Source organism: Actinoplanes palleronii (genome assembly GCF_016862315.1).
GTDB lineage: Bacteria > Actinomycetota > Actinomycetes > Mycobacteriales > Micromonosporaceae > Actinoplanes > Actinoplanes palleronii.
Map to the genome: position 1 here is coordinate 43,615 of NZ_BOMS01000147.1, position 23,023 is coordinate 66,637.

Annotated in this window: 22 protein-coding genes; 10 read left to right on the plus strand and 12 right to left on the minus strand. The window is 71.9% G+C overall.

What is annotated here, in order from left to right; all coding sequences use genetic code 11:
• The first annotated feature begins 67 nt into the window (after positions 1-67).
• Positions 68-1,150: a saccharopine dehydrogenase family protein gene (locus Apa02nite_RS43040; protein ID WP_203830250.1), complete on the plus strand. Its 1,083-nt coding sequence runs from the start codon at positions 68-70 to the stop codon at positions 1,148-1,150.
• A 189-nt stretch (positions 1,151-1,339) separates the two neighbouring features.
• On the plus strand, positions 1,340-2,935 hold the full coding sequence (locus tag Apa02nite_RS43045) for a methyl-accepting chemotaxis protein (RefSeq protein ID WP_203830251.1): 1,596 nt from the start codon (positions 1,340-1,342) through the stop codon (positions 2,933-2,935).
• On the opposite strand, the gene Apa02nite_RS43050 is transcribed toward Apa02nite_RS43045, so the two are convergent.
• From Apa02nite_RS43050 to pdhA, 6 genes are read right to left on the minus strand one after another with little or no spacing between them, the layout of a single operon-like run.
• Positions 2,936-3,292: a YciI family protein gene (locus Apa02nite_RS43050; RefSeq protein WP_203830252.1), complete on the minus strand. Its 357-nt coding sequence runs from the start codon at positions 3,290-3,292 to the stop codon at positions 2,936-2,938.
• 13 nt (positions 3,293-3,305) lie between these two features.
• Positions 3,306-3,752, minus strand: coding sequence for a MarR family winged helix-turn-helix transcriptional regulator (locus Apa02nite_RS43055; protein WP_203830253.1), 447 nt, complete (start codon positions 3,750-3,752; stop codon positions 3,306-3,308).
• Positions 3,753-3,785: 33 nt separating this feature from the next.
• Positions 3,786-4,442: a lipoate--protein ligase family protein gene (locus tag Apa02nite_RS43060; RefSeq protein WP_203830254.1), complete on the minus strand. Its 657-nt coding sequence runs from the start codon at positions 4,440-4,442 to the stop codon at positions 3,786-3,788.
• Positions 4,439-5,710 (minus strand): dihydrolipoamide acetyltransferase family protein, encoded by a 1,272-nt coding sequence (locus Apa02nite_RS43065; RefSeq protein ID WP_203830255.1) that lies wholly within the window; start codon positions 5,708-5,710, stop codon positions 4,439-4,441. The genes Apa02nite_RS43060 and Apa02nite_RS43065 overlap by 4 nt, the downstream gene beginning before the upstream one ends.
• Entirely contained in the window at positions 5,710-6,702 is a 993-nt protein-coding gene (locus tag Apa02nite_RS43070; RefSeq protein WP_203830256.1) for an alpha-ketoacid dehydrogenase subunit beta, read from the minus strand. Before Apa02nite_RS43070 ends, Apa02nite_RS43065 begins: the two co-directional genes overlap by 1 nt.
• Complete coding sequence (pdhA, locus tag Apa02nite_RS43075) at positions 6,699-7,790, minus strand: pyruvate dehydrogenase (acetyl-transferring) E1 component subunit alpha (RefSeq protein WP_203830257.1); 1,092 nt, start codon at positions 7,788-7,790, stop codon at positions 6,699-6,701. The genes Apa02nite_RS43070 and pdhA overlap by 4 nt, the downstream gene beginning before the upstream one ends.
• A 131-nt stretch (positions 7,791-7,921) precedes the next feature.
• Between pdhA and Apa02nite_RS43080 the strand changes: the two genes are divergently transcribed.
• On the plus strand, positions 7,922-8,389 hold the full coding sequence (locus Apa02nite_RS43080; RefSeq protein WP_203830258.1) for an Lrp/AsnC family transcriptional regulator: 468 nt from the start codon (positions 7,922-7,924) through the stop codon (positions 8,387-8,389).
• Positions 8,390-8,407: 18 nt separating this feature from the next.
• Here Apa02nite_RS43080 and Apa02nite_RS43085 read toward each other — a convergent pair whose 3' ends face one another.
• Positions 8,408-11,122, minus strand: coding sequence for a transglycosylase domain-containing protein (locus Apa02nite_RS43085; protein ID WP_239164957.1), 2,715 nt, complete (start codon positions 11,120-11,122; stop codon positions 8,408-8,410).
• 286 nt (positions 11,123-11,408) lie between these two features.
• Between Apa02nite_RS43085 and Apa02nite_RS43090 the strand changes: the two genes are divergently transcribed.
• Positions 11,409-13,451, plus strand: coding sequence for a cellulose binding domain-containing protein (locus Apa02nite_RS43090; protein WP_203830260.1), 2,043 nt, complete (start codon positions 11,409-11,411; stop codon positions 13,449-13,451).
• A 29-nt stretch (positions 13,452-13,480) separates the two neighbouring features.
• Positions 13,481-13,933 (plus strand): DUF427 domain-containing protein, encoded by a 453-nt coding sequence (locus Apa02nite_RS43095; protein WP_203830261.1) that lies wholly within the window; start codon positions 13,481-13,483, stop codon positions 13,931-13,933.
• A 138-nt stretch (positions 13,934-14,071) separates the two neighbouring features.
• Here the strand turns inward: Apa02nite_RS43095 and Apa02nite_RS43100 are convergent, their stop codons facing one another.
• Positions 14,072-15,058, minus strand: coding sequence for an SDR family NAD(P)-dependent oxidoreductase (locus tag Apa02nite_RS43100; protein WP_203830262.1), 987 nt, complete (start codon positions 15,056-15,058; stop codon positions 14,072-14,074).
• A 74-nt stretch (positions 15,059-15,132) separates the two neighbouring features.
• Between Apa02nite_RS43100 and Apa02nite_RS43105 the strand changes: the two genes are divergently transcribed.
• The gene (locus tag Apa02nite_RS43105; RefSeq protein ID WP_203830273.1) at positions 15,133-16,119 is read left to right on the plus strand and encodes an AraC family transcriptional regulator; all 987 of its coding nucleotides are present in this window, start codon (positions 15,133-15,135) and stop codon (positions 16,117-16,119) included.
• On the opposite strand, the gene Apa02nite_RS43110 is transcribed toward Apa02nite_RS43105, so the two are convergent.
• Positions 16,037-16,681, minus strand: a complete 645-nt coding sequence (locus Apa02nite_RS43110; RefSeq protein WP_203830263.1) for a TetR/AcrR family transcriptional regulator — start codon at positions 16,679-16,681, stop codon at positions 16,037-16,039. The genes Apa02nite_RS43105 and Apa02nite_RS43110 overlap by 83 nt on opposite strands.
• Positions 16,682-16,741: 60 nt before the next feature.
• Here Apa02nite_RS43110 and Apa02nite_RS43115 point away from each other — a divergent pair, with 60 nt between their 5' ends.
• Both Apa02nite_RS43115 and Apa02nite_RS43120 read left to right on the plus strand, forming a co-directional pair.
• The gene (locus tag Apa02nite_RS43115; RefSeq protein WP_203830264.1) at positions 16,742-17,188 is read left to right on the plus strand and encodes a DoxX family protein; all 447 of its coding nucleotides are present in this window, start codon (positions 16,742-16,744) and stop codon (positions 17,186-17,188) included.
• 99 nt (positions 17,189-17,287) lie between these two features.
• Positions 17,288-19,324 carry a hypothetical protein gene (locus Apa02nite_RS43120; RefSeq protein ID WP_203830265.1) on the plus strand — a complete coding sequence of 679 codons (2,037 nt, stop codon included), beginning with the start codon at positions 17,288-17,290 and terminating at the stop codon, positions 19,322-19,324.
• Here Apa02nite_RS43120 and Apa02nite_RS43125 read toward each other — a convergent pair.
• Complete coding sequence (locus Apa02nite_RS43125; RefSeq protein ID WP_203830266.1) at positions 19,319-20,146, minus strand: GNAT family N-acetyltransferase; 828 nt, start codon at positions 20,144-20,146, stop codon at positions 19,319-19,321. The genes Apa02nite_RS43120 and Apa02nite_RS43125 overlap by 6 nt on opposite strands.
• Before the next feature lie 24 nt (positions 20,147-20,170).
• Here Apa02nite_RS43125 and Apa02nite_RS43130 point away from each other — a divergent pair, with 24 nt between their 5' ends.
• Positions 20,171-20,974, plus strand: coding sequence for a helix-turn-helix domain-containing protein (locus Apa02nite_RS43130; RefSeq protein WP_203830267.1), 804 nt, complete (start codon positions 20,171-20,173; stop codon positions 20,972-20,974).
• A 32-nt stretch (positions 20,975-21,006) separates the two neighbouring features.
• On the plus strand, positions 21,007-22,161 hold the full coding sequence (locus Apa02nite_RS43135) for a 4-hydroxybenzoate 3-monooxygenase (RefSeq protein WP_203830268.1): 1,155 nt from the start codon (positions 21,007-21,009) through the stop codon (positions 22,159-22,161).
• 176 nt (positions 22,162-22,337) lie between these two features.
• On the opposite strand, the gene Apa02nite_RS43140 is transcribed toward Apa02nite_RS43135, so the two are convergent.
• Positions 22,338-22,523 (minus strand): hypothetical protein, encoded by a 186-nt coding sequence (locus tag Apa02nite_RS43140; RefSeq protein ID WP_203830269.1) that lies wholly within the window; start codon positions 22,521-22,523, stop codon positions 22,338-22,340.
• Between the two features lie 9 nt (positions 22,524-22,532).
• Positions 22,533-23,023: SRPBCC domain-containing protein (locus tag Apa02nite_RS43145; protein WP_203830270.1), on the minus strand; the 491-nt coding region annotated here is incomplete at its 5' end.

The following is a 23,023-nucleotide window of genomic DNA, read 5'->3' on the forward strand; positions in this document are numbered from 1 at the left end:
GACACGTCGTGTCGTCACGAGCTATGGTGATGACACGTCATGTCATTACAGAAGGTGAGTCTCAGCGATGGCTGAAGTGTGGATTCTGGGCGGCACCGGCCGCAGCGGGCGGGCGATCGCCACGGCGTTGCGGGCCCGGGGCATCCGCCCGACGCTCGTCGGCCGGGACGGCGCCCGCCTGACCGCGGTGGCCGAGGGCGACCGCACGGTGGTGGCCGCCTCGATCGCGGCGATGGCCGGCGAGATCTCCCGGCAGCGACCGGCCGTGGTGGTCAACACGGTCGGGCCGTTCGCCACGACCGCCGAGCCGATCATCCGGGCCTGCCTGCCGGCGAGCCACTACGTCGACCTGGCGAACGACCTGTCCGCGTTCACCACGACCCTCGGGCTGCACGACGCGATCGCGGCCGCCGGGCGCACCGCGGTGACCGGCGCCGGGTTCGGCGTCGCGGCGACCGAGAGCGTCGTGGTGAAACTGTGCGAGGGCCGGCCCGCACCGCGCCGCGTCCGGGTGGACGCGGTGGCCTCGCTCGCCATGGAGGCCGGCGCGTTCGGCGAGGCCCTGGCCGCCAGCATCCTGGACGGCATCCCGGGCGTGGCCGGCGGTGGCCGCTTCCAGGGCCGCCGCTATCGGGGCGGACGGCTCGTTCCGGACCGGATCGGCGGCGACGCCCGGCAGCTGACCCTGCCCGACGGCGGCGGGACCGCGACCGCCGCGAGCATCCCGCTCGGCGAGCTGATGGCGGCTCAGCGGGCCAGCGGCGCGCCGGACGTGCAGGCCGCGTCGAGCGAGGCGCCGTCGTCGCCGGTCGCCCGGGCGGCCATGGCGGCCCTGCTGCCGGTGCTGGCGATCGGCCCGGTCCGGGAGTTCGCGAAACGGCGCCTGGCCGCCGTGCAGGTCACGGCCCGGCCGCGTCCGCGCCAGCACTCCTGGGGACACGCGGTGATCGACTGGCCGGACGGCACCACCCGCGAGGGCTGGCTGCGGCTCGGCGACGCCCAGGAGTGGACCGGCATCGTGCCGGCCGAGGTGTGCCGGCGGCTGCTCGCGGGCGAGGGCCGGCCCGGCGCCTTCACCCCGGCCGCCCTGTTCGGCGCGGAGCTGGCCGAGTCCTGCGGCGCGGAATATCTGCTGGTCGCGGACCGATAGGTCACCGAAATACCGGACCGCCCGTTCTGTCACGGCCGCCGGGGCCGGACCGGGCGGTCCGCTGCGGGTCACCGCGAGACGGGTCCGTCACCGAGCACGGCAAATCGGCAAAAATCCTCACCGCACGGGTGACGATGGGATGAAACGCGTGCCGTGCGGGCGCGGTCGTCGTGACTTCGGGGGCAGGACGTGACGGGTAACAACTGGCTCGCCAACATCGGCGTGAGCGTCAAGGTCATCGCCGCGGTCGCCGTGGCCGCCGCGATCGCCGTGGTGGTCGGCGTGACCGGGATCATCGGGCTGAGCAAGACGAGTGCCGCGGCCGCGCTGATCTCGACGAGCAACGTCTCGAGCATCACCGCGGTCGGCCGGTTGCAGACCGCGGTGGAGAAGACGCAGGGCGACTCGGCGAACCAAGCGCTCTCCCCGGACAAGACCGTCGCCGCCGGTTTCTCCGACGACTTGACCGCCGATCTGCAGGCGTTCGACGACGCCATGGCCGCGTACCGGGCCAGTGGCCCGGCGGGCAGCCAGGACACCATCGCCGCGCTCGCCGACACGTGGAGTCAGTACGCCACCATCGCCAAGGACCGGATGCTGGCCCTCGGCAACACCAACAAGCTGGCCGCCTGGTCGACGGTGCGCGACACCGAGACCGAGCCGCTGATGCAGAAGGTCGGGGCACAGCTCGACGAGCTGGACGCGACGGAGAAGGCCGACGCGGTGAAGAACGCCGACGCGGCTCAGGACACGTACCGGTTCAGTCGTACGCTGTCGGTGGTGATCTTGATCTTGGGGGTGGTCCTGGCGATCGGGATCGGTTCCGTGGTCGCCCGGGGCATCGTCGGGTCCCTCGCCAGGGTCCGCGAGGTGTGCGACGCCCTGGCCGTGAACGACCTCACCCACTCCAGCGGGCTGACCGGACGCGACGAGCCCGGCCGGATGGGTCAGGCCCTCGACGCGGCGATCGTGAACCTGCGGGAGACCGTGTCGACCATCGAGCAGTCCGCGGCGTCGCTCGCGGGCGCGTCCGAGGAGATGACCGGCGCGGCCGCGCACATCGCCGACTCCGCCCTGCAGGCCTCGACCGAGGCGCAGGCCGTCTCGGCCGCCGCCGAGGAGATCTCCCGCAGCGTGGACACCGTCTCGGCGGGCAGCGAGGAGATGGGCGCGTCGATCCGGGAGATCTCGCAGAACGCGTCCGAGGCGGCCCGGGTCGCGGCCGAGGCGGTGAACGTCACCGAGGCCACCTCGGCGACCATGAAGAAGCTCGGCGAGTCGTCCGCCGAGATCGGCAACGTGATCAAGGTGATCACCTCGATCGCCGAGCAGACCAACCTGCTGGCCCTGAACGCCACCATCGAGGCGGCCCGGGCCGGCGACGCGGGCAAGGGGTTCGCCGTCGTCGCGTCCGAGGTCAAGGACCTCGCGCAGGAGACCGCCCGGGCCACCGAGGACATCTCCAGCCGGGTCGAGGCGATCCAGGCGGACACCAGCGGAGCGGTCGCCGCGATCGAGGAGATCTCCCTGGTCATCTCCCGGATCAGCGACTTCCAGACCACGATCGCCTCGGCGGTCGAGGAGCAGACCGCCACCACGGCCGAGATGAGCCGCAGCGTGTCCGAGGCGGCGTCCGGCACCAACGAGATCTCGCAGGGCATCACCGCGGTGGCGACCGCGGCCGAGTCGACCACCCAGGGCATCGCCGAGACCCAGCAGGCCACCGCCGAGCTGGCCCGGATGGCATCCCAGCTGAACACCCTGGTCGGCAGCTTCCGCCGGTAGTCAGCCGACCAGGCCGGCCTCGACCTCCGGGATACCCATCTCCTCGAGGATCGTGATCGTGCACTGGTCGGACCACTGCAGATGGTGGTGATCGCCGACCAGCGCGACGGCCTCGTCCATCGAGGCGGCCTCCAGGATGGTCATCCCGACGATCTCGGTCGGCGCGTCCGCGACGCCCGAGCGGGACACTGTCGTCGTGTGGCCCAGCGGACGGCCCGGGTCGACGAGCGCCGGGCCGAGCCGCGTGAACCAGTCCGTCCACTGCTGGACGCCGATCACGGCCTCCTCCGGGGTGGCCGTCACGAACCGGGCGGCGACCTCGTGCGGCGCGCGGTAGAGCACGACGAATCGAGCCATGGTCTGGAGCTCCCTACGATCGTGGATCGGAAAGCGTGCGGGAGACGTCCCGCAGCGACATCGCGAGCGTGCGCAACGTGGACTCGCCGAGCTGCTCGGTGACCCCGGCGGACCAGGCCAGCTGGCGCTGATAGATCTCCTCGAGCACGGCGCGGCCCGGCGCGGTCAGCTCGACGAGCTGGGTACGGCGGTCGGTCGGATGCGGCCGGTAGGCGATCAGGCCGTCCCGCTCCAGGGCGTCGGTGATCCGCTGGACGCTCTGCCGGGCGTGGCCCATGTCGGCCGCCATCGCGGCCACGGTCTGCGGCCGGAACGCCCGGCCGAGCACGTGCCACCGCGCCGAGCTCTGGCCCAGCGGGCCGGCGATGCCCTCACCGGCCTGGTTTATCCGCGAGTTGACCTCGAAGACCGCCTGGACGAACTGACTCCACGCGTCACCGGGGCCGGCCTGTTCGTCCATACCGGAGACCCTGCCACGATTGACAGCGTGCTGTCAAAGACCGTAGGCGGCGCGTACTGCCGCGGTCACCGCCGCCGGGGTCAGCGCCGGGACGGTGTCCTCGGCCGCGCCCACGGTCGCCGGGTCGAAGGGGTAACCGAGTTCGGCGTACGCCGCGGTCAGCACCTCGCGCAGCACCGCCGCCCCGCTGACCTGGATGACCGTGCTGAACAGCCAGCCGTCCCGGGTCACCCGCTGCGCCGAGCCGACGATCTTCGCGCCGCCGGCGTTCACGCTGTACTCGCCCGGGCAGTACTCACCGGGCACCGGGCCGATCCGCGCGTCGACGCCGAGGCTCACCAGCATCGCGGTGTGCAGCGCCGCGAACCGCTGGAACCGCTCGACCGGATCGGGCGACTCCAGCGCCGCCCGGTGCACGTGATCGACGACCACGCTGCCCCGGTGGTACGCGGCGAGGCTGCCGCCCTGCGGACGTACCACCGGGACGAATCCGTGCCGGCGCACCGCGGCGGTGGCCCGCTCGTATCCCGGGCGCAGCGTGTCCCGGCGGCTGAACGCCGCGGTCGGCGCGGGCGAGTAGATCCGCAGGATGTCCCGCTCATCGCCGCGACCGGTGCGCAGCAACTGCGGCCCGAGCGCGACGTCGCCCGCCGGGCCGCCGTCGACCAGGTCGTTGAAGAGAACCGTCACAGCCGGGCGATCACCGACGCCGGGTTCTCGATCGCGTCGGCGACGCTGCGCATGAAACCGGCAGCCGTCCCGCCGTCGCAGACCCGGTGGTCGAACACGAAGCTCATCTGCGTGATCTTACGAACGCACAGCTCACCGCCGACCACCCAGGCCCGGTCCAGGATCCGTCCGAAGCCCAGGATCGCCACCTGCGGGTGATTGATGATCGCGGCGCTGCCGTCGACGCCGAAACTGCCGTAGTTGTTCAGTGTGAACGTGCCGGCCGACAGCTCGCGCGTGGTGCTGCGACCCTCGCGGGCTGTCGCGGTGAGCCGGCGGATCTCCTCGCCCAGCCCGGTGGTGGTCATCGCCTCGGCGCCGATCACGGCGGGCACGACCAGGCCGCGGTCGCCCTGCACGGCGATGCCGAGGTTGATCTGGTCGAACTCGACGATCTCCTGGCGGTCGGCGTCGAAGCGGGCGTTGAGCACCGGGTATTCGCGCAGCGCGGCGACCGTGAACCGGGCGAGGTAGGCCAGCAGACCGGGGCCGGTCGGGAGGCTCTCGCGCAGCTCCCACAGCTTGGTGGCGTCGACGTCGACCCAGACGGTGGCTTCCGGGATCTCGCTGCGGCTGCGGCCCAGGGCGACGGCGGCGGCCTTGCGGAAGCCGCTGAGGGGCGTCCGGCGCTCCCCGGCGACGGCCGCCGGGGTTTGGTGGAGAGCCCGCTCCACATCGGCGCGCATGATCACGCCGCCGCGGCCGGTCGGCTCGATCTTCCGCAGGTCGATGTTGTTGGTCCGGGCCAGATTGCGGACCAGCGGCGAGATCACCTGCGGTGGGCGCGCGCCGCTGACCGGTTCCGCTTCCGCTTTTGTCCGGGTCTCCGCTTTGGTACGGACGTCAGCGCGCGGCTTCCGCTTGCGCGCCGTGACCGCCCCGCCGGACGTCCCGTACCCGATCAGCACGTTGCCGGACCCGGCCTGCTCCTCTTCCCGGTAAGCGGCGGCGGCATCCGCGACCGGCGCGGTCGACTCGACCGGCGCGGCCGCCGCGGCCGGAGTCACCGTGATCAACGGCTGCCCGACGGCCAGGGTGGTCCCGGCCGGCACGTGCAGCGTCGCCACCCGCCCCGCATACGGCGACGGCACCTCCACCACCGACTTCGCCGTCTCCACCTCGGCGATGCACTGGTCAACGGCCACGTCGTCGCCCTCGGCCACCAGCCACTGCACGATCTCCGCCTCGGTCAGCCCTTCACCGAGGTCCGGCAGCAGAAACGTCGTCATCACTGCTCCCATGACAAGTCGTCGACGGCGTCCAGCACCCGGTCCACCCCGGGCAGCTGGAAGTGCTCCAGCTTCGGCGGCGGGTACGGAATGTCCATCCCGGTCACCCGGCGCACCGGTGCCGCCAGCGAGGTGAAGCACCGCTCGGTCACCCGCGCCACGATCTCGGCGGACACTCCGGCGAACCCGGACGACTCGGTGATCACGACGGCACGGCCGGTCGAGCGCACCGCCGCGCACACGGTCGCGTCGTCGAACGGCACGATCGAGCGCAGGTCGACCACCTGCAGGCTGCGCCCCTCCTGCGCGGCGACCGCGGCCGCCTCGAGCGCGACCGGCACCGACGGCCCGTACGCGATGAGCGTCGCGTCGGTCCCCTCGCGCCGGATCACCGCGGTGCCGATCCCGGCCGCCCGCGACGGGAACTCGACCTCTTCCTTGCTCCAGTAGAGCTTCTTCGGCTCGAGGAACACCACCGGGTCCGGTGACTCGATCGCGGCGCGCAGCAGCGTGTACGCGTCCGACGGGGTGGCCGGCGCGACGACCTGCAGCCCCGGCGTGTGCGCGTAGTACGCCTCGGACGAATCGCAGTGGTGCTCGACGCCGCCGATCCCGCCGGCGTACGGCACCCGGATCACCATGGGCAGCCCGACGCGGCCCCGGGTCCGGTTCCGCATCTTCGCCACGTGGCTGATGATCTGCTCGAACGCCGGGTAGGCGAACGCGTCGAACTGCATCTCGACAACCGGGCGCATCCCGTTCATCGCCATCCCGACGGCCATCCCGACGATGCCGGACTCGGCGAGCGGGGTGTCGAAGCAGCGGCTCTCACCGAACGCGGCGGTCAGCCCGTCGGTGATCCGGAAGACGCCACCGAGCGCGCCGATGTCCTCCCCGAACAGCACCACCGACGGGTCGTCGGTCATCGCGTCGCGCAGCGCCCGGTTCAGCGCCTGCGCCATCGACAGCTTCTCGTGGGCGACGGTGGTCATCGCGCTCCTTCCCGGCTCAGTTCGTCCGCGATCACGGCGGACTGTTCCCGCAGCTGCGGGGTGGGGCTCGCGTAGACGTACGCGAAAAGGTCTTCGGGGTTGGGTTCGATGTCGCGGTTGAGACCGTCGCGCAGGTGGGTGGCGACCTTCTCGGCCTCGGCGGTGAACGCCGCGCCGGCCTGGTCGGTGAGCACACCCCGCGCGGTCAGGTAGGTACGCAGCCGGGTGATCGGGTCGCGGTGCACCCAGGCCGCCACGTCGGCGTCGTCGCGGTACCGGGTGGCGTCGTCGGCGTTGGTGTGCGCCTGCATCCGGTAGGTGTGCGCCTCGATCAGCTGCGGGCCCTCGCCGTTGCGGGCCCGGTCCACGGCCGTGCCGAGCACCGCGAGCAGGGCGGCCATGTCGTTGCCGTCGACGCGTTCGCCGGGGACGCCGTAGCCGATGCCCTTGTGCGCCAGCGACGGCGCGGCGGTCTGGCGAGCGAGGGGGACGCTGATCGCGTACTCGTTGTTCTGCACGAAGAAGACCACCGGGGCCTGGAACACCGCGGCGAAGTTCAGTGCCTCGTGGAAGTCGCCCTCGCTGGTGCCGCCGTCGCCGCACATGGCCATCACCACGGTCGGCTCGCCGCGCAGCCGGGCCGCGTGGGCGACACCGACCGCGTGCGGCAGCTGGGTGGCGAGCGGGGTGGCGTGCGGGGCGACCCGGTGCTCGTACGGGTCGTAGCCGCAGTGCCAGTCGCCCTTGAGCAGGCTGAGCGCCTCGACCGGGTCGACACCCTTGCCGACCGCGGCGACCGTGTCGCGGTAGGTGGGGAACAGCCAGTCCTGCGCGTCGAGCACCTGCGCCGCCGCGACCTGGCAGGCCTCCTGGCCGTGCGAGGACGGGTAGACGGCCAGCCGGCCCTGCCGGACCAGGGCGTACGCCTGGTCGTTGAGCCGGCGCGCGGTGATCAGCTTCCCGAGCGACCGCAGCAGGGTCGCGTCGTCCGGAGCCGGGTACGGGCTGTTCTCCACCGCCCGGCCCTCGGGGTCGATGAGACTGACCGGGGTCGCGGACGGCAACAGCCGACGGGAGTCAGGTGTCATGCGGTAATCGTGTGGCTCCCGTCACCTGTGATCCAGAACCCGGAGGAGAACGAGAAAAACCGGTCCTAAGACCCGCTGTACGATGCCAATCGTCCAACTGAACGGGCGTTCGGGCGAGGAGTTGAAGACACGTGGCCAGCACGCTTGACGACATCGACCGGCGGATTCTCGCCGAGCTCAGCCGGGACGGCCGGATGCCGATCCGGAAACTCTCCGAGACGCTGCACATCTCCCGGGCGAACGCGTACGCGCGGGTCCAGCGGCTGCGCGAGACGAACGTGATCAAGGGGTTCCGGGCCGAGGTCGATCACCTGGCCGCCGGGATGGCCACGTCGGCGTACGTCACGGTGAACCTGCGCCAGGCGGAGTGGCGGGTGGTCGGCGAGCGGTTGCGGATGCTGCCCGGTGTCGTGCACATCGCCCTGGTCGGCGGCGAGTTCGACGTGATCCTGCTGGTCCGGGCGAAGGACAACACCGACCTGCGCCGGCTGGTGCTCGACGAGATCCAGGGCATGCCGGGGGTGGTGAACACCCGTACGTTATTGGTCTTCGAAGAGTTTGAATCTCCGTCGTCGACGAGCATGTGGGAGGAGCCTTAAAAGGCTCCTCCCCCATCGTCACCAGCCCAGATAGCTCCGGGTCATCGCCGCGACCTGTTCGACGACCGCGATGCCGGCCGGCTGGTCGCTGTTGCCGTGCGAGAGCACCGACATCGCCACGTCGGTCTTGGCGCCGCTGATCCGCCCGGTGGTGTTCACGATCCACTTGCCGCTCTCGCTGGACCGCGACAGCCAGCCGTTCTTCTGCGCGGTCTGCTCGCCGGAGAACGACGCGGCGCTGACCCCCCACGTCTGATCCGCGTTGACCTGCGACATCAGCTGCAGGATCGAGTCCTTGGACGCCTTGGTGAGCGGGCCGCCGCTGCCGGTCAGCGCGAGCACCATCCGGGTCTGGTCGGCGGCGGTGGTCCGGGACAGCCCGAACTGCTCGTCCGGCTCGGTGTCGTTGAGGCCGAGCCGCTGCAGCGCGTCACGCAGCCCGTCCGGGCCGCCGATCGCGTCGTAGACCTGCACCGCGGCGTCGTTGTCGCTGGCCACGATCATCTTGCGGACCCGCTTCTTCTCGGCCGTGCTGAGCTTGCGGTTCGCGTCCTGCACCTGCAGCATCAGCGCGGCCAGCAGCTCGAGCTTGACCACGCTGGCGGTCTCGAACTCGCGGTCGCCGCGGTAGTCGTAGCTGCGCCCGGTCTTGCGGTCGACCACCGAGACCGAGAAGTCCGGCGCGCTGAGCGCGTACTTCTGCAGGGCCCCGGTCAGCCGGGTGACCCGCTCGTCCCAGGAGCCGACCGCGAGCGACTTGTCGACCAGGTCGCCCTTCTGCGGCCCGGGGAACAACCGCCCCGGCGCCATCTCGGTGCCGGGTTCCAGCGTGCGCAGATCGTCCTTCTGGACCTGACCGACTTCGGCCGCCGCGGCGAGGGCCCGGGCCGGCTGTCCGCTCAAGGCCCCCGACAGGAAAGATCTGAAGATTTCGTACGGCATGCCGTCGCCGTTGATCGCCTTTCCCTTTGCGGTACGGATCGGGCCGGGCTTGTCGCGCCCGAGCCAGACCACGGCGGCCAGACCCTGCGCCCACCCGGCGGTCCACGCGTCGGACGAGTCACTGGTGTTGCCGTACTGCTGGGATCCGGTCTTCGCGGCGGCCGGCACCCCGGGCACCGCCCCGTCGTGCTCGACCACCTGGGCCAGCACCGCGCCCACGTCCGCGGCCACCCCGCCGTCGAGCACCCGGGTCCGCTTGACCACATGCCGGTACGGCACCGCACCCCCGGCGCTGGTCACCGACTGCACGAAGTGCCGGTCGGCGCGGTTCCCGCCGCCGGCCATGGTCGCGTAGACGGTGGCCAGGTCGGCCGGGGTGACCGGGTACCGGCCGATGGAGATGTCGGAGCGGGTCCGGCCCGGGGTCAGCTCACCCTTGAGGTCGACCATCGTGGTCTGGTCGCCGTACTTCTCCGGGATGCCCAGCCTGCGGGCCAGCTTGCGGATCGCGCCCGGCCCGACCTGCTCGGCGAGGGCGTAGAACGGCGTGTTCAGCGAGTGCACCATCGCGATGTCCAGCGGGCAGACCGGGCACTGCATGTTGTCCAGGTTGTAGAGCGGCGCGCCGCCCCGGTCGGCGAACTGCCGCGGCGAGCTCCCGTTGTAGTACGACCGGTAGTTGATGTCGTGCTCCTCGGCGGCCGCCAGCACCAGCGGCTTGAACGTCGAGGCCGGCGGCCGGGCGGCGAGCGCGTCGTCGAAGTACCCGCGCCCCCGGTCCCCGCCGTAGTAGGCACGCACCCCGCCGTCCTGCGGGTCGATCGCCACCAGCGCGGAGCGCAGCTCGTCGGGCTGTCCGTGCAGGGCCTTCTCGATACTCTTCACGGCGGCCTGCTGCGCGGTCGCGTCCAGCGTCGTGGTGATCCGCAGCCCGCCGGTGCGGATCTGCTGGCGGCTGAAGCCCGCGGCCACCAGCTCGTCCTCGACCCGGTCGGTGATCAGCCCGGCCGGCCCGCCGATGGTGCTCGCCGTGACCGACTCCTTGGCCACGTCCGGGTAGGGCGTCTGCTCGGCCGCGCCGGGCGGCAGCCAGCCCGCGTCACTCATCGCCCGCACGATCCACTTCCAGCGGTTCAGCGTCCACGTCGGGTCGACCGCCGGGTCGCCCCGGGTCGGGTCCTTGACCATGGCGGCCAGCACCGCGCCCTGGTACCCGGTCAGGTGGTCGACGGACCGGCCGAAGAACGCCTGGGCGGCCGCTTCGATGCCGTACGCGCCGCGGCCGAAGTAGATGGTGTTGAGGTAGCGCCGCAGGATCTCGTCCTTGCTGAACGTGCTCTCCACCTTCAGCGCGAGCGCGGCCTCCTTGGCCTTGCGGGTGACCGTCCGCTCCTGGGTGAGGTACGCGTTGCGGACGTACTGCTGGGTGATCGTGGAGGCGCCCTCGCCGCTGTCGCTGACGATGTTCGACCACAGCGCCCGGGCCAGCCCGCGCACCGAGACGCCGTGGTGCTCGTAGAAGCCGCGGTCCTCGGCGGCGATGAACGCCCGCCGGACGTCCACCGGGATCTTGTCGATGGTGACGTCGGTGCGGTCGGTCGGCCCGAACCGGGCGAGCACCGTGGTGCCGTCGCGGTAGTAGAGCACCGACGCCTGCGGGGGCACCGGGTCCGGCGGCAGGTCGACGCTCCAGACGTACCCGGCGGCGGCCAGCACCAGCACCAGCTGGGCCGCGACCAGACCGGCCAGGACCCGCTTGCACCAGCGTGGCCAGCGGCGATACCAGTTCACCGGTCTTCGCGCCAGGCGCCGTAGCGCATCGAGGCCTAGCCGGTCCGCCGGTGCCGTCGGAGTCAAAGGTCGCCCCTTCGCGATCTACAACGTCGATTCACTTCGTCAGTGCCCTGACGCTCGAGAGGGGGGTTTGCGGGTACTCGGGTGGTGATCGTCACGAAATGTGAACGCGGTGAACCTTTCCGGCCAGCTGGACGTAACGCCCGCGAAACATTGACACCCGTGCTCGCCGGATCAACGATGGGAGCGCTCCCACCCATCCCCTTCCACCGTGGAGATGCCGATGCCGTCCACGTTCCTCCGGCGCACCATGGCGAGCACCGTCCTGCTCGCCATGACCGCCGCCGTCGCCGCCGCCGCGCCGCCCGGCGCGCAGGCCGCCGCCCCCGCCACCACCCACGTCGATGTCGACGTCCGAGCCGGGCTCGCCACCGTCGGTGACGCCGCGCTGGGGATCAACCACGCCATCTGGGACTCCCAGCTCGGCACCCCGGCCGTCGCCGACCTGCTGCACGACGCGGGCGTGACGATGCTGCGCTACCCGGGCGGCTCCTACGCCGACATCTACCACTGGCGCGACCACACCGCGCCCGGCGGCTACGTCGCGCCGAACACCGACTTCGACACGTTCATGGCCGGGGCGCGGCGTACCGGCGCCGAACCGATGATCATCGCGAACTACGGCACCGGTACGGCACAGGAAGCCGCCGACTGGGTCCGCTACGCCAACGTCACCAAGGGGTACGGCGCCCGGTACTGGACGGTCGGCAACGAGAACTACGGCAACGGCCACTACGGCTCGGCGTGGGAGGCCGACGAGCACGCCGACAAGAGCCCGGCCGAGTACGCGTCGAATGTCATCGCCTACTCCCAGGCCATGAAGGCCGTCGACCCGACGATCAAGGTGGGCGCGGTGCTCACCATGCCGGGCAACTGGCCGGACGGCATCGTCGGCACCGGCGACCAGGGCACCTGGAACACCGAGGTGCTCTCCCGGGCCGGAGCCGCGATCGACTTCGTCGACGTGCACTGGTACCCGGGCGGTGCCACCCCGGCCGAGACGCTCACCAAGCCCGCGCAGATCCAGGACGCCACGTTCCTGCTGCGCCAGCAGATCAACCAGTACGCGGGCGCGAACGCGAGCCGGATCCAGATCAGCATGACCGAGACGAACGTCGACACCGGCCGCACCACCCAGCCCGGCGCGCTGTTCCTGGCCGACGTCTACAGCGGCCTGCTCGCCCAGGGCGTCTTCACCGTCCAGTGGTGGAACGTCCACAACGGCATCGACAAGGTCTCCACCGTCGCCGGGAAGACCGACTACGGCGACTACGGGCTGCTCTCCAGCGGCAACTGCACCGCCGACGGCACGACCTGCGAGCCGCCGCTGAACACGCCGTTCGCGCCGTACCACGCGCTGTCGCTGGTCGGGTCGTTCGCCCGGCCCGGTGACCGGTTCGTGGCGGCCGGCGCCGACGACCCGCTGGTCAGCGCGCACGCCGTCCGGCGCACCAACGGCGACCTCGCGGTCCTGCTGATCAACAAGGACCCGGACGCGAGCCACACCGTCGCCCTGAACTACCAGGGCTTCACGCCCTCGTCGGCGACACCGGCCGTCGCCACGTTCGCCGACGGCGCCGACGCGGTGACCACCGGCGCGACCGGCACGGCGGCCGCGCAGACGCTCACCCCGTACTCGATCACGCTGGTCACCCTGCACCCGAACCGGACCGAGGCGGGCGGGCCGAGCGCACCCGCCCGGCCCACCGCGACGGTCACCGACCGGACCGCCACGATCAGCTGGCCGGCCGTCGCCGCCGGCGTGAAATACGAGGTGTACCGGCAGAACGGCGGCGCCGCCGAACTGCTCGGCGAGACCACCGGCACGTCACTGACCGTGCGCAACCTGGACCCGGGCCGCCGCTACACGGTCAACGTGCTGGCCCGCGACAGCGCCGGCCGGCAGTCACCGCCGTCGCCGCCGCTAACGTTCACCACCGGCACCCCGGCCGGCGCCGCGTGCACGGTGAAGCTGCGCGACACCAACGACTGGGGCAACGGCTTCGTCGCCTCGGTCGACATCACCAACAACACCGCGAGCGCGCTGACCGGGTGGACGCTCACCTTCACCTGGCCGACCGGGTGGCAGACCATGAACGGCGGCTGGAGCGCCACCTGGGAGCAGAACGGCCGCACCGTCCGCGCGGTGGGCGACGCCTTGGCCGCCGGGGCGACCGCGTCGGCGGGCTTCGTCGGCGGCTACAGCGGTCCCAACGTGCTGCCCACGGTCTTCACCCTCAACGGCACCGTCTGCACGACCGGTTAGGGGCCGGCACACCGGCGTACGGTGAAGGTATGGAATCGGTCTGGGATTATCCGCGTCCACCGCGGCTGGAACGCACCGACGCCATCGTGACCATCACCCACGCCGGTGTGCCGCTCGTGCGCAGCACCCGGTGCTGGCGGGTCCTGGAGACCTCGCACCCGCCGGTCTACTACGTGCCACGCTCGGACATCGCCGCGGGCGCGCTGGTGCAGGCCCCGGGCCGCTCCTACTGCGAGTTCAAGGGCGACGCGACGTACTGGGCACTCACCGAGGGCGGCGCGCCGGTGGCGTGGTCTTATCAAAATCCGACACCGGCGTACGCGGAGCTGGTCGGCGCGGTCGCCTTCTACCCGAGCCGCGTCGACGAGTGCACGGTGAACGGCGTAGTGGTCCAGCCGCAGGAGGGCGACTTCTACGGCGGCTGGATCACCCCCGACATCACCGGCCCGTTCAAAGGCCCTCCCGGCACCCGCGGCTGGTAACCACCCCGGCGGGCCCTCAGGGGTGCCTCAAGCGCCCCGAGACACCCCTCACCACCAGCCAGGGTCGCGACCGCGCGGGTCGGCGGCGCGGGACTGCGACGTGGGTTGCGGTCTGCGGCTCGGGGCTGGTCGTGGCGGTCAGGGGAGAACCGGGGCGGCGACGGCGTGAGGGTCCGGGGTGCCGGGAACGGCGAGGGTGGCGGCGGCCAGCTCCCACAGGTGGTCGGCGGCGGCCGGGTCCAGGGCCCATGCGGCCACGCCGGATGGGGCGTCCGGACCGCCCGGCACCGTCTCCGCCTCCTGGTTGTCCTCGTCGACGTAGCGGCCGGTCACCGCCGCCGCCAGCGGAGAAGCGGCGAGCAGGACGGCCGGGGCAGCGCCCTGGTCCGGGGTTTTGAAGTTCTCCGGGTGGATCAAGGCGCCGGTTTCGGTCATGGCGCCCATCGCCTGCATGGTCGCGGTGTCCAGGTGGCGCTGCAGGGCGGTGTGGATGCGGCCGGGGGCGGACGCGTTGGCGATGATGCCGTCGGCTGCCCAGCGCTGCGCGATGCCGACGGCCAGCAGCACGTCGGCGGTCTTCGACTGGGCATAGGCGGTCCACGGGTCATACGGGCGCTGCGCGAAGTGCGGGTCGCCGAAGTCCACGCCGGAGCGCAACTGGGCGCCGGAGGTCACCACCACGACCCGGGCGTCGCCGGCCGAGCGCAGCGCCGGGTGCAGGCCCAGCGCCAGCGCGAAGTGACCGAGATAGTTCACGGCGAGCTGCATCTCCCAGCCGGCCGCGGTGAGCTGCCGGGTGGGGACCGCCATCACTCCGGCGTTGGCGACCAGGGCGTGCAGGGGGCCGTCCCAGGTTGCGGCGAATCGTCGTACCGAAGCGAGGTCTGACAGGTCGAGGGCCGCGACCTGGAGGCCGGGGATCTCGGTGACCAGCGCGGCGGCCGCGGCGGGGTTGCGGATCGCGACGGTGACCTCGGCGCCCGCGCCCGCCAGGGCCCGGACGGTCGCCGCGCCGAGCCCGGAAGCGCCCCCAGTGACGATCATGCGGCGGCCGGTGAGGTCGACTCCCGCGAGGATCTCGGCGGCGGTGGTGCGGACGGTGAACGGGGTGGTCAGGCGTGTCATGAGCCCACGGTAGGCACCCTGAACTGGACTGCCCATGCCGAAGGATCCAGAATACTTGCGTGAGCGTCCAGGAGATCGACCCGTTGGAAGACGTCCTCGCTCTGGTCGGCACGACCGGCCGGATGTCGGTCGCACTGGCGGGGAGCGGGGAGTGGGCGGTGGTCTTCGAGCCGCCGGACGGGGTCAAGTTCAACGCGGTGCGCAGCGGGCGGTGCCTGCTCAGCGTGGACGGGCTGGAGCCGATCGCGCTCGCACCCGGCGACTGCTTCCTGCTGATCGAACCGCGCGCGTTCACCCTGGCCAGCGGACCGGGTGTGGCGACGGTCCCGGCCGGGCCGTTGTTCCGCGCGGCGCAGGACGGCATCGCCCGCGCGGGAATCCGCACCACCGCGGACCCGGGCATGGACGAAGCCACGAAGAGCAACACCGAAAGCGACGATGACGTGTTCATCATCGGTGGGCGGTTCGATTTCGGTCACCGTGCCGGTGAGATCCTCCTCGCCGCCCTCCCCCCGGTGATCCACGTCCCCGGTGACACCCCCGCGGCCGGCGCGCTCCGCTGGGCCCTCGACCTGATCGACACCGAGATGCGCGACCGCCCGATGGGATCCACCCTGGTCACCGAGCACCTGGCGATGGTCATGCTGATCCACATCCTGCGCCTGGTCGACGCGCCGCCGACCGGCTGGCTGGCCGGCCTCGGCGATCCGGTCGTCGCCCCGGCGCTGCGGGTGATGCACGCCCGCCCGGCCGACCCCTGGACGGTCGCCGACCTGGCCCGCACCGCGGCGGTCTCCCGGTCCACCCTCGCCGCGCGGTTCCGGCAGGTGGTCGGCCGCTCCCCGCTGGACTACCTGACCGGCTGGCGCATCGAACTCGCCGCCGACCGCCTGCGCCGCGACGACGGTACGGTCGCCGTGATCGCGCGCGGGGTCGGTTACCGCTCGGAGAGCGCCCTGAGCAACGCCTTCAAACGCGTCACCGGGCAGTCGCCTCGGGAGTATCGCCGATCGCTAACGGTCGCGCCGCCACCCGACGGGCATCGCCCTCCACCAGCGTGAACATCCGCAGCAGCGCGACCGCGGCCGCCTGCCCGGCCCGGTCCGCCGCGACCGGGTCCGGCTCGGCGAGCCCGAGCCGCAGCACCCCGAGCGCCGCTCCACCGGCGCAGGCCAGCGCAACGTCCACATCGTCGTAACACAGCCGCCCGACGTCCTTGGCGTGCCGCAGGAAGCGCCGCGCGAGCGGTCCGATCCCGGCCGGGGGCGCCACATACCGCAGCCCGGCACGATCGATGATCCGCGCCAGGTCCGGGTGGGTCACCGGAAGAAGAGCCGTTTTCCGTACGACCACAGCAAGCACCTCGGCCGGATCCGTGAGTCCGGAAGTGCTCATCCGCAGCAGGGCGGTGTGCTCCCGCACCACCTCGGCGAACGCCCGCTCGAACAGCGCCTGCTTGGACGTGAAGTGGTTGTAGAAGCTGCCGAAACCCACGTCCGCCGCGTCGGTGATCTCCTGGATGCTCACCTCGGCCGGATCCCGCCCGGTCAGCAGCTCCCGGCCCGCCGCGATCAGCGCCGCCCGGGTCCGGGCCTTGCGCCGGTCGAGTCGGTTGGCCGTCATGCCCCGATCCTAAACGGCCGCCCAAGTTGATGAATTCATCAGAACTGATAGCGTTCCCTCATGACTTCCTCCCCCGCTCGCCGGATCGTCGCCGCCGCCGGCCAGGCCACTCTGGGCGCGTTCCTGACGTTCGCCGGCGTCAGCCACCTGACCGTCGCCCGTGAGGAGTTCCAGGCCCAGGTTCCCTCCTGGTTCCCCCTCGACACCGACTTGGTGGTGCTGGCTTCCGGAGCGGTCGAGATCGGTCTCGGCGTCGCCCTGCTCTCCGTCTGGAAGCAGCCGGCCCGGGGCATCGTCGGCGCCACCGCTGCCGCGTTCTTCGTCGCCGTGTTCCCGGGCAACATCGCCCAGTACCTCGAGCACAAGGACGGTTTCGGGCTGGACACCGACACCAAGCGCGCGGTCCGGCTCGCCTTCCAGCCCGCGCTGGTCGCCTGGGCCCTGGGCGCGACCGGCGCGATCCGCACTCTCCGTGGCCTGCGCCACCGACGCTCGGTCACCCGTTGACCGCGCAGGTCATGTAAAAGAAACACGTCGGTCTCGGATGAAGCACGACCGGGCGACTCCGGTAGCCAGCCGCACCGCGGACAGCCCATGATCTACGGCATGACGGAGACCCACCTTCCGCTCAGCGTGACGCACAGCGTCTACTGGCCCTCGCTGGAGCGCGGCTCCGTCGTACGAAAAATGCTCGACGACCTCGCCGGCGGCGACGAAGCGGCCCGGACCACCGCATTGCGGGATCTCTATCGGGCCGCGCCGGCCTGGGAGGACGTCAAGCCGTGGGCCGTGGCGGCCCTGCCGGAGCTGCTGGCGATGGTCGCCGACACCGCGCGGCCGGACCGCGGTCCGCTGTTGCGACTGGTCGGTGACCTGGCCGGCGCGGACCGGACGTGGCAGATGTCCGGCGAGACGTTGCGCGCCAAGCGGTTGCTGGCCGGGTACGCCGGGCTGACCGAGTGGCTGACCGACGAGGATCCGCAGGTGCGGGAGGCGGCCGCCTACACGATCCGGGCGGTGAACCGGCTGACCTCGGTGCTGCCCGGACTGCTGTGGGAACGCTACGTCGAGGAGCCCGACCCGGCCGTGCGGGTCACCCTGCTGCACTCCAGTGTGATCACCGGTGCGGTCGGCAGCGGCTACGAGCTGACCAAGGTCTGGCTGGCCTGGGTCGCCGACAGTGACGCCGACCTGCGGGTGCGGATCACCGCGCTGACCGAGTTGGTGGCGCTGCTCGACCCGTCGCCGTTCGACGCGCCGATCGCCCGGGACACCCTGCTGGGCGCGTACCGGGACGGCCTGAACCAGGAGCCGGCGTCGCTGGAGGACGACGGCACGCCGCTGCTGACCGGGCGGCGGATGGCGGCGCGGCAGTGGACGCCCGGCTACCCCAAGGTGGTCACCGCGGTGCGGGCCGCCTTCGGCAACGACGTCGCCCCGCAGCTCGACCTGCTCGAGCAGATGGTGGCGCTGGACCGCTGGGACGCCCGGCAGGACGCGCTGAACGAGGCGCCGTCGCTGGTCCAGCGGCTGCGGGGCCCCTACCTGCCGCTGACCCTCCGGGCCGCCGAACTTCTTCAAGATCAAGAGCCGCAGGTACGGGCGGCAGCCCTGCGACTGCTGCACGGCATCGGTGAGATCGCCCGCCCGGCCGCCGACGCGGTGTGGTCCGCGTTGTCCCGGACCAAACCGGCCCGGCGTCCACTCGCCGACGACAACGGCCAGGTCGGCTGGCTCACCTGGGGCGTGCAGGGCCCCGAGCTGGGCCCGGCCGCGCAGATGCTCGCCGAGCTGCGCGACGAGCGGGTCCTGCCGATGCTGGACCGGCTGCTCGACGAGGCCCCCGAAGCCGACGACCTGCACCGGCACATCGCCGGGTACGGTCCCCGGGCCCGCGCGCTGAGCCGCACGTTGCGCCGGCGGTTGCGCGCGCTGCGCCCGGAGTCCTTCACCGACCCGGACCACTACGAAGCGCACCGCGCCGGCCTGCTGGACGCGCTGACCGCCGTCGCGCCGAACGACGCCATCGACCACCTGAACCAGGAACCGATCGACGTGGTCACGCTCGGGCTGCTGGCTCGCGCCGGTCGTACCGCCACCGGCCGGATCCCGGGCATCCGCGCCGCCCTGACCGTCGGCGAACCGGCCGTGGAGCTGGCCGCCGCACACGCGATCTGGCTGGTCGCCGGGGACACCGACGCGGCCGCCGAGGTCTTCGACCGGCACTTCGACGAGCGGGCCTCGACGCCGGAGGACGCGGTCGCCGCGATCGACGGCCTCGGCCGGCTGGGCATCCGGGCCAAGAGCCGCGCCCGCCGGCTGACCCGCCTGACCCGCCGCCGGGGCGTCGACCCGGCCGTCGTGGTCGCCGCCGCGGACGCGCTGTGGCGGGTGGCCGGCGACCGCGAGGCCGCCCGCTCGCTGGGCCGGGTGTGGGAGTCGACCCCGGCGGTCCGCCCCCGCATCGCCCGGTTGTGGGCGGTGACCGGCGACGCGCGGTACGCCTTCCGCTACGCCCGCGCCGAGCTGGACACGGTGCTGCGGCACAACGCGAGCAAGCACCACGTGCTCCCGGCCGCCCAGATCAGCGAGGACGAACGCCTGCTCGCCCTGTGCCGCAAGCTGGTCGCCCAGTCGTCATGACGCCGACAGCATCAACCGGGCCGACTCGGTGGAATACCCGGCGGCCCGGAACGCGGCGGCCATCGGCACGTTGGTGACGTCGGTGCTGGCGGTGATCCGCTCGGCGCCCCGGCTCGCGTGCCCGCGCGTGATCGCGGCGAGGATCGTCCGGGCGTAACCGCGGCCGCGCAGCTCGGGCACGACGCCGAGGAAGCCCACGTTCGGATGCGACGCCGTCGCCGACGGGATGGCCAGCCCGGCCAGCGTGCCGCCGGGCGTGCGCACGGTCCGCCACCAATCCCGCTCACCGGGAGCGTTCAGGTAGAAGTCCAGTTCCCGGCGAGCGGTCTCCTCCGCCGACATCCGCGCCCGGTTCTTGCGGGTCTCGTCGTCCAGGCTGCCGTCCCCGATCCGGCGGAGGATCCCCAGGATCACCCGGTCGTCGGGTTCGGCCGTGAAGACGAGCCGCCCGTCGTCGGCAGCCACCCCGGCGGCCGGCGTCCACGCGAGCTGCAGCCGCTCCACCTCGTGGGTGAACCCGATCGCGGCGGCGGCGTCCCGCTGCCAGGCCACCGCGGCCCGGGCGGCCGGGTCGTCGCGCCAGCCGTTCGGCAAGGTGATCCGGAAGGCTTCGGGCGACGGCGAAAAGCTCCGGTACGCGGCGCCGAGCAGCCGGCCGGCCAGCTCCGCGCGATCGGTGACCGTGTCGTCCACCCACAGCGAGTCGAGCAGGACCGGCTGCGCGCTCCCCGGCCGGCCCCACCACCCGGCCCGGGCCAGCACCCGGCCGTGCTCCTCGGCGATCCACGTCCACGCGGGGTCCGGCACGCTACGGAAGTCCATCGCGGAACCCTATGCTGACCCTCGATGACCTCGTCCCCGCGGGGTTTCGCGGTCCGGGCGCGGACGGCGGACCCGACGCCACCACCGCTGCAGGGTGCGGGCTGGCTGCCGCACGGCTTCCACCTCGACACCCACACGCACGCCGACGGCCAGCTCGTCTACGCGGCCGCCGGGGCGGTGGCCACCACGACCGCGCACGGGACCTGGGTCGCGCCGGCCAACCGGGTGACCTGGACGCCGCCCGGGTTCGATCACTCGCACCGGTTCTACGGCCGTACCGACACCCGGCTCGTCACCATCCCGGCCGCGTCCTGCGGTGATCTGGTGGGCCACCCCAGCGTGTTCGCGGTCAGCCCGCTGCTGCGCGAGGTCCTGCTGGCGCTGACCGATCGGGCGGAGGCCCGGCCCGGCGCGTTCGCCCGGCTGCGCGCCGTGGTGGTCGACGAGCTCGCCGACACCCCGGCGCAGTCGCTGCACCTGCCCGAGCCCCGCGACGACCGGCTGCGCACGGTCACCGATCTGCTGCACGCCGATCCCGGCCGGGTGGCGACCCTGACCGAGCTGGGGCGGGCGGCCGGGGCCAGCGAACGTACGCTGAGCAGGTTGTTCCACAGCGAACTGGGCATGAGCTTTCATCGATGGCGGACCATCCTGCGGATCCACCACGCCCTGGTGCACCTGGCCGACGGCCGGTCGGTCACCGACACTGCGGTCGAGTGCGGCTGGTCGAACCCGTCCAGCTTCATCGAGGCGTTCACCGAGGTGGTCGGGCAGACCCCGGGCCGCTATGTGGCGGGTTTACGGCATCCGGACGACATTCACCGGTAGTCGTCCCGGCTGGCCGCGCCGAAACTCGACTCATGAACGAGACAACCACCTCCGTGGTCATCATCGGCGCCGGGGTCGCCGGGCTCACGCTCGGCAATTTCCTGCTCCGCAACGGCATCGACTGCGTCATCCTCGAGAAGCACCGCCGCGAATACGTCGAACAACGCCAGCGCGCCGGCACCATCGACAGTTTCGGGGTGCGGATGTTCCGCGAATGGGGCCTCGCCGAGGTGCTCGAGGGCGACCGGATCCCGGAGGCCGAGGGCGGTTTCTGGATCGACGGCGAGGAGATGCCGATCGAGACCGGCGACGACAACGAGAGCATTTTCTGCCCGCAGCAGGTCCTGGTCCGCAATCTCACCGACGTCTTCCTCCGCGCGGGCGGCGATCTGCGGTTCGAGGCCGCGGACATCACCCTGGACGGCATCGACGACCGACGTCCCGTGGTCCGTTATGCCGGCAACACCCGAGCGGTTTTCGGCGATCTCGTCGCCGGCTGCGACGGCGACCGCGGAATCAGCCGGGCCGCCATTCCGCCGGACGCTCTCACGCGCCATTCCCACGAATACGGATACGCCTGGCTCAGCGTCCTCGCCGAGGTCCCGGCCAAGCCGTCCGGGATGGCGATCCACTCCCGCGGCCTGGCTGGCGTGATCTCCCGCGGCGCCACCGCCAGCCGCCTCTACCTGCAGTGCCGCCTCGACGACACCGTGGACCAGTGGCCCGACGACCGGATCTGGTCCGAGCTGGCGGCCCGTTTCGGCACCCCGGTCGCGTCCGGCCCGATCGTCTCCAAGCAACTCGTCCCGCTCCGCAGTGTGGTCCACACCCCGATGCACCACGGCCGCCTCTACCTGCTCGGCGACGCCGCCCACATCGTCCCGCCGATGAGCGCCAAGGGCATCCACCTGGCCCTGCACGACGCCGAGGTCTTCGCCCGCGCGGCCATCCACCGCTACCAGCGCAACGACCCGTCCCTGCTCGACGAATACTCCGCGACGTGCCTGCGCCACATCTGGAACTACCAGGCCTTCGCCACCTGGATCACCGACCTGATGCACAACGCCGGCGACCCCACCTATGCCGGAGAGTTCCGCAAACAGGTAGCCCGAGCCGAACTCCAGCGCCAATTCACCTCCCCCGCCGCCAACCGCCTCTTCAGCGAACTGACCGCAGGAACAAATTAACCCCATTTGGTACTAATATCGAGCGCTCGTCCGCAGGCTACATGCCACGTCCCGCCCGTGAGGCGAGCGCGAGACCGCCTTTCGCCCGGACCGAGGCGCGACGCGAGGTCCCGGCTGGTGCTGAGGGCTGTCTCACCCTTGCCGAGACAGCCGTGACCGCCAGCCGGAGGGGCGGGTCAGGCGTCCACCCGGGGCGCCGTCGTGGTGGCGATGACCTTGCCGTTCGGACCGGAAGCGGTCAGCCGGGCACCTTCGACGTCGGCACCCGGCGCCCAGATCAGGAAGAGGTCACCGTCGCGTGACCCGGTGACCGTCCGACCGGACCGCAGCGTCGCCGTGACGCTGGTCGCCTTGGCGGGCAAACTGCCGGCCTACCGCTCTCCGCCGGCCGGGCTATCACCCTGTTCGACCAGGTGGGCGAGGGCGTCCAGGGCCATGCGGGTGCCTGCCTCGTTGTCGGCGGCCGGGATGACGTCCGGGATGCCCTCGTGCCTGATCGTGACCTCGGTCCCGCCCGGCGCGTCGGTGAGCGTGGTGGTGACCACCATCGTGCCGCCGAGCCCCGGATCCGCGGTCTCGAACTCCAGCTCTTCGACGACCTGCTCGTCCGGCACCAGGCGCACGAATCGACCGTGGTAGGTGTCAGTGGACCCGGCCGTCTTCCCGGCACCGTCCGGTGCGTCATAGGTGAGCGAGACCCGGAACGCCCCGCCCTCCCAGGCCTCGAACTCATGCACGACACTGCTCATGTCACTGGGCACCCGCCACCGCGCGATCGCCTCCGCGTCGAGCAGCGCGCGATAGACAGCGCCACGTCCAGCCTTGATCCTGCGAGTGACCTGCGTCGAGTACACGCGCTCAG

What these genes read in the sequence shown, in the direction of transcription:
- Apa02nite_RS43040 (WP_203830250.1), top strand. Translation starts at nt 68, where the DNA reads ATGGCTGAAGTGTGGATTCTGGGCGGCACCGGCCGCAGCGGGCGGGCG.
- Apa02nite_RS43050 (WP_203830252.1), bottom strand. Translation starts at nt 3,292, where the DNA reads ATGGCTCGATTCGTCGTGCTCTACCGCGCGCCGCACGAGGTCGCCGCC.
- Apa02nite_RS43055 (WP_203830253.1), bottom strand. Translation starts at nt 3,752, where the DNA reads ATGGACGAACAGGCCGGCCCCGGTGACGCGTGGAGTCAGTTCGTCCAG.
- Apa02nite_RS43065 (WP_203830255.1), bottom strand. Translation starts at nt 5,710, where the DNA reads ATGACGACGTTTCTGCTGCCGGACCTCGGTGAAGGGCTGACCGAGGCG.
- Apa02nite_RS43070 (WP_203830256.1), bottom strand. Translation starts at nt 6,702, where the DNA reads ATGACCACCGTCGCCCACGAGAAGCTGTCGATGGCGCAGGCGCTGAAC.
- pdhA (WP_203830257.1), bottom strand. Translation starts at nt 7,790, where the DNA reads ATGACACCTGACTCCCGTCGGCTGTTGCCGTCCGCGACCCCGGTCAGT.
- Apa02nite_RS43090 (WP_203830260.1), top strand. Translation starts at nt 11,409, where the DNA reads ATGCCGTCCACGTTCCTCCGGCGCACCATGGCGAGCACCGTCCTGCTC.
- Apa02nite_RS43095 (WP_203830261.1), top strand. Translation starts at nt 13,481, where the DNA reads ATGGAATCGGTCTGGGATTATCCGCGTCCACCGCGGCTGGAACGCACC.
- Apa02nite_RS43100 (WP_203830262.1), bottom strand. Translation starts at nt 15,058, where the DNA reads ATGACACGCCTGACCACCCCGTTCACCGTCCGCACCACCGCCGCCGAG.
- Apa02nite_RS43110 (WP_203830263.1), bottom strand. Translation starts at nt 16,681, where the DNA reads ATGACGGCCAACCGACTCGACCGGCGCAAGGCCCGGACCCGGGCGGCG.
- Apa02nite_RS43115 (WP_203830264.1), top strand. Translation starts at nt 16,742, where the DNA reads ATGACTTCCTCCCCCGCTCGCCGGATCGTCGCCGCCGCCGGCCAGGCC.
- Apa02nite_RS43120 (WP_203830265.1), top strand. Translation starts at nt 17,288, where the DNA reads ATGACGGAGACCCACCTTCCGCTCAGCGTGACGCACAGCGTCTACTGG.
- Apa02nite_RS43125 (WP_203830266.1), bottom strand. Translation starts at nt 20,146, where the DNA reads ATGGACTTCCGTAGCGTGCCGGACCCCGCGTGGACGTGGATCGCCGAG.
- Apa02nite_RS43130 (WP_203830267.1), top strand. Translation starts at nt 20,171, where the DNA reads ATGACCTCGTCCCCGCGGGGTTTCGCGGTCCGGGCGCGGACGGCGGAC.
- Apa02nite_RS43135 (WP_203830268.1), top strand. Translation starts at nt 21,007, where the DNA reads ATGAACGAGACAACCACCTCCGTGGTCATCATCGGCGCCGGGGTCGCC.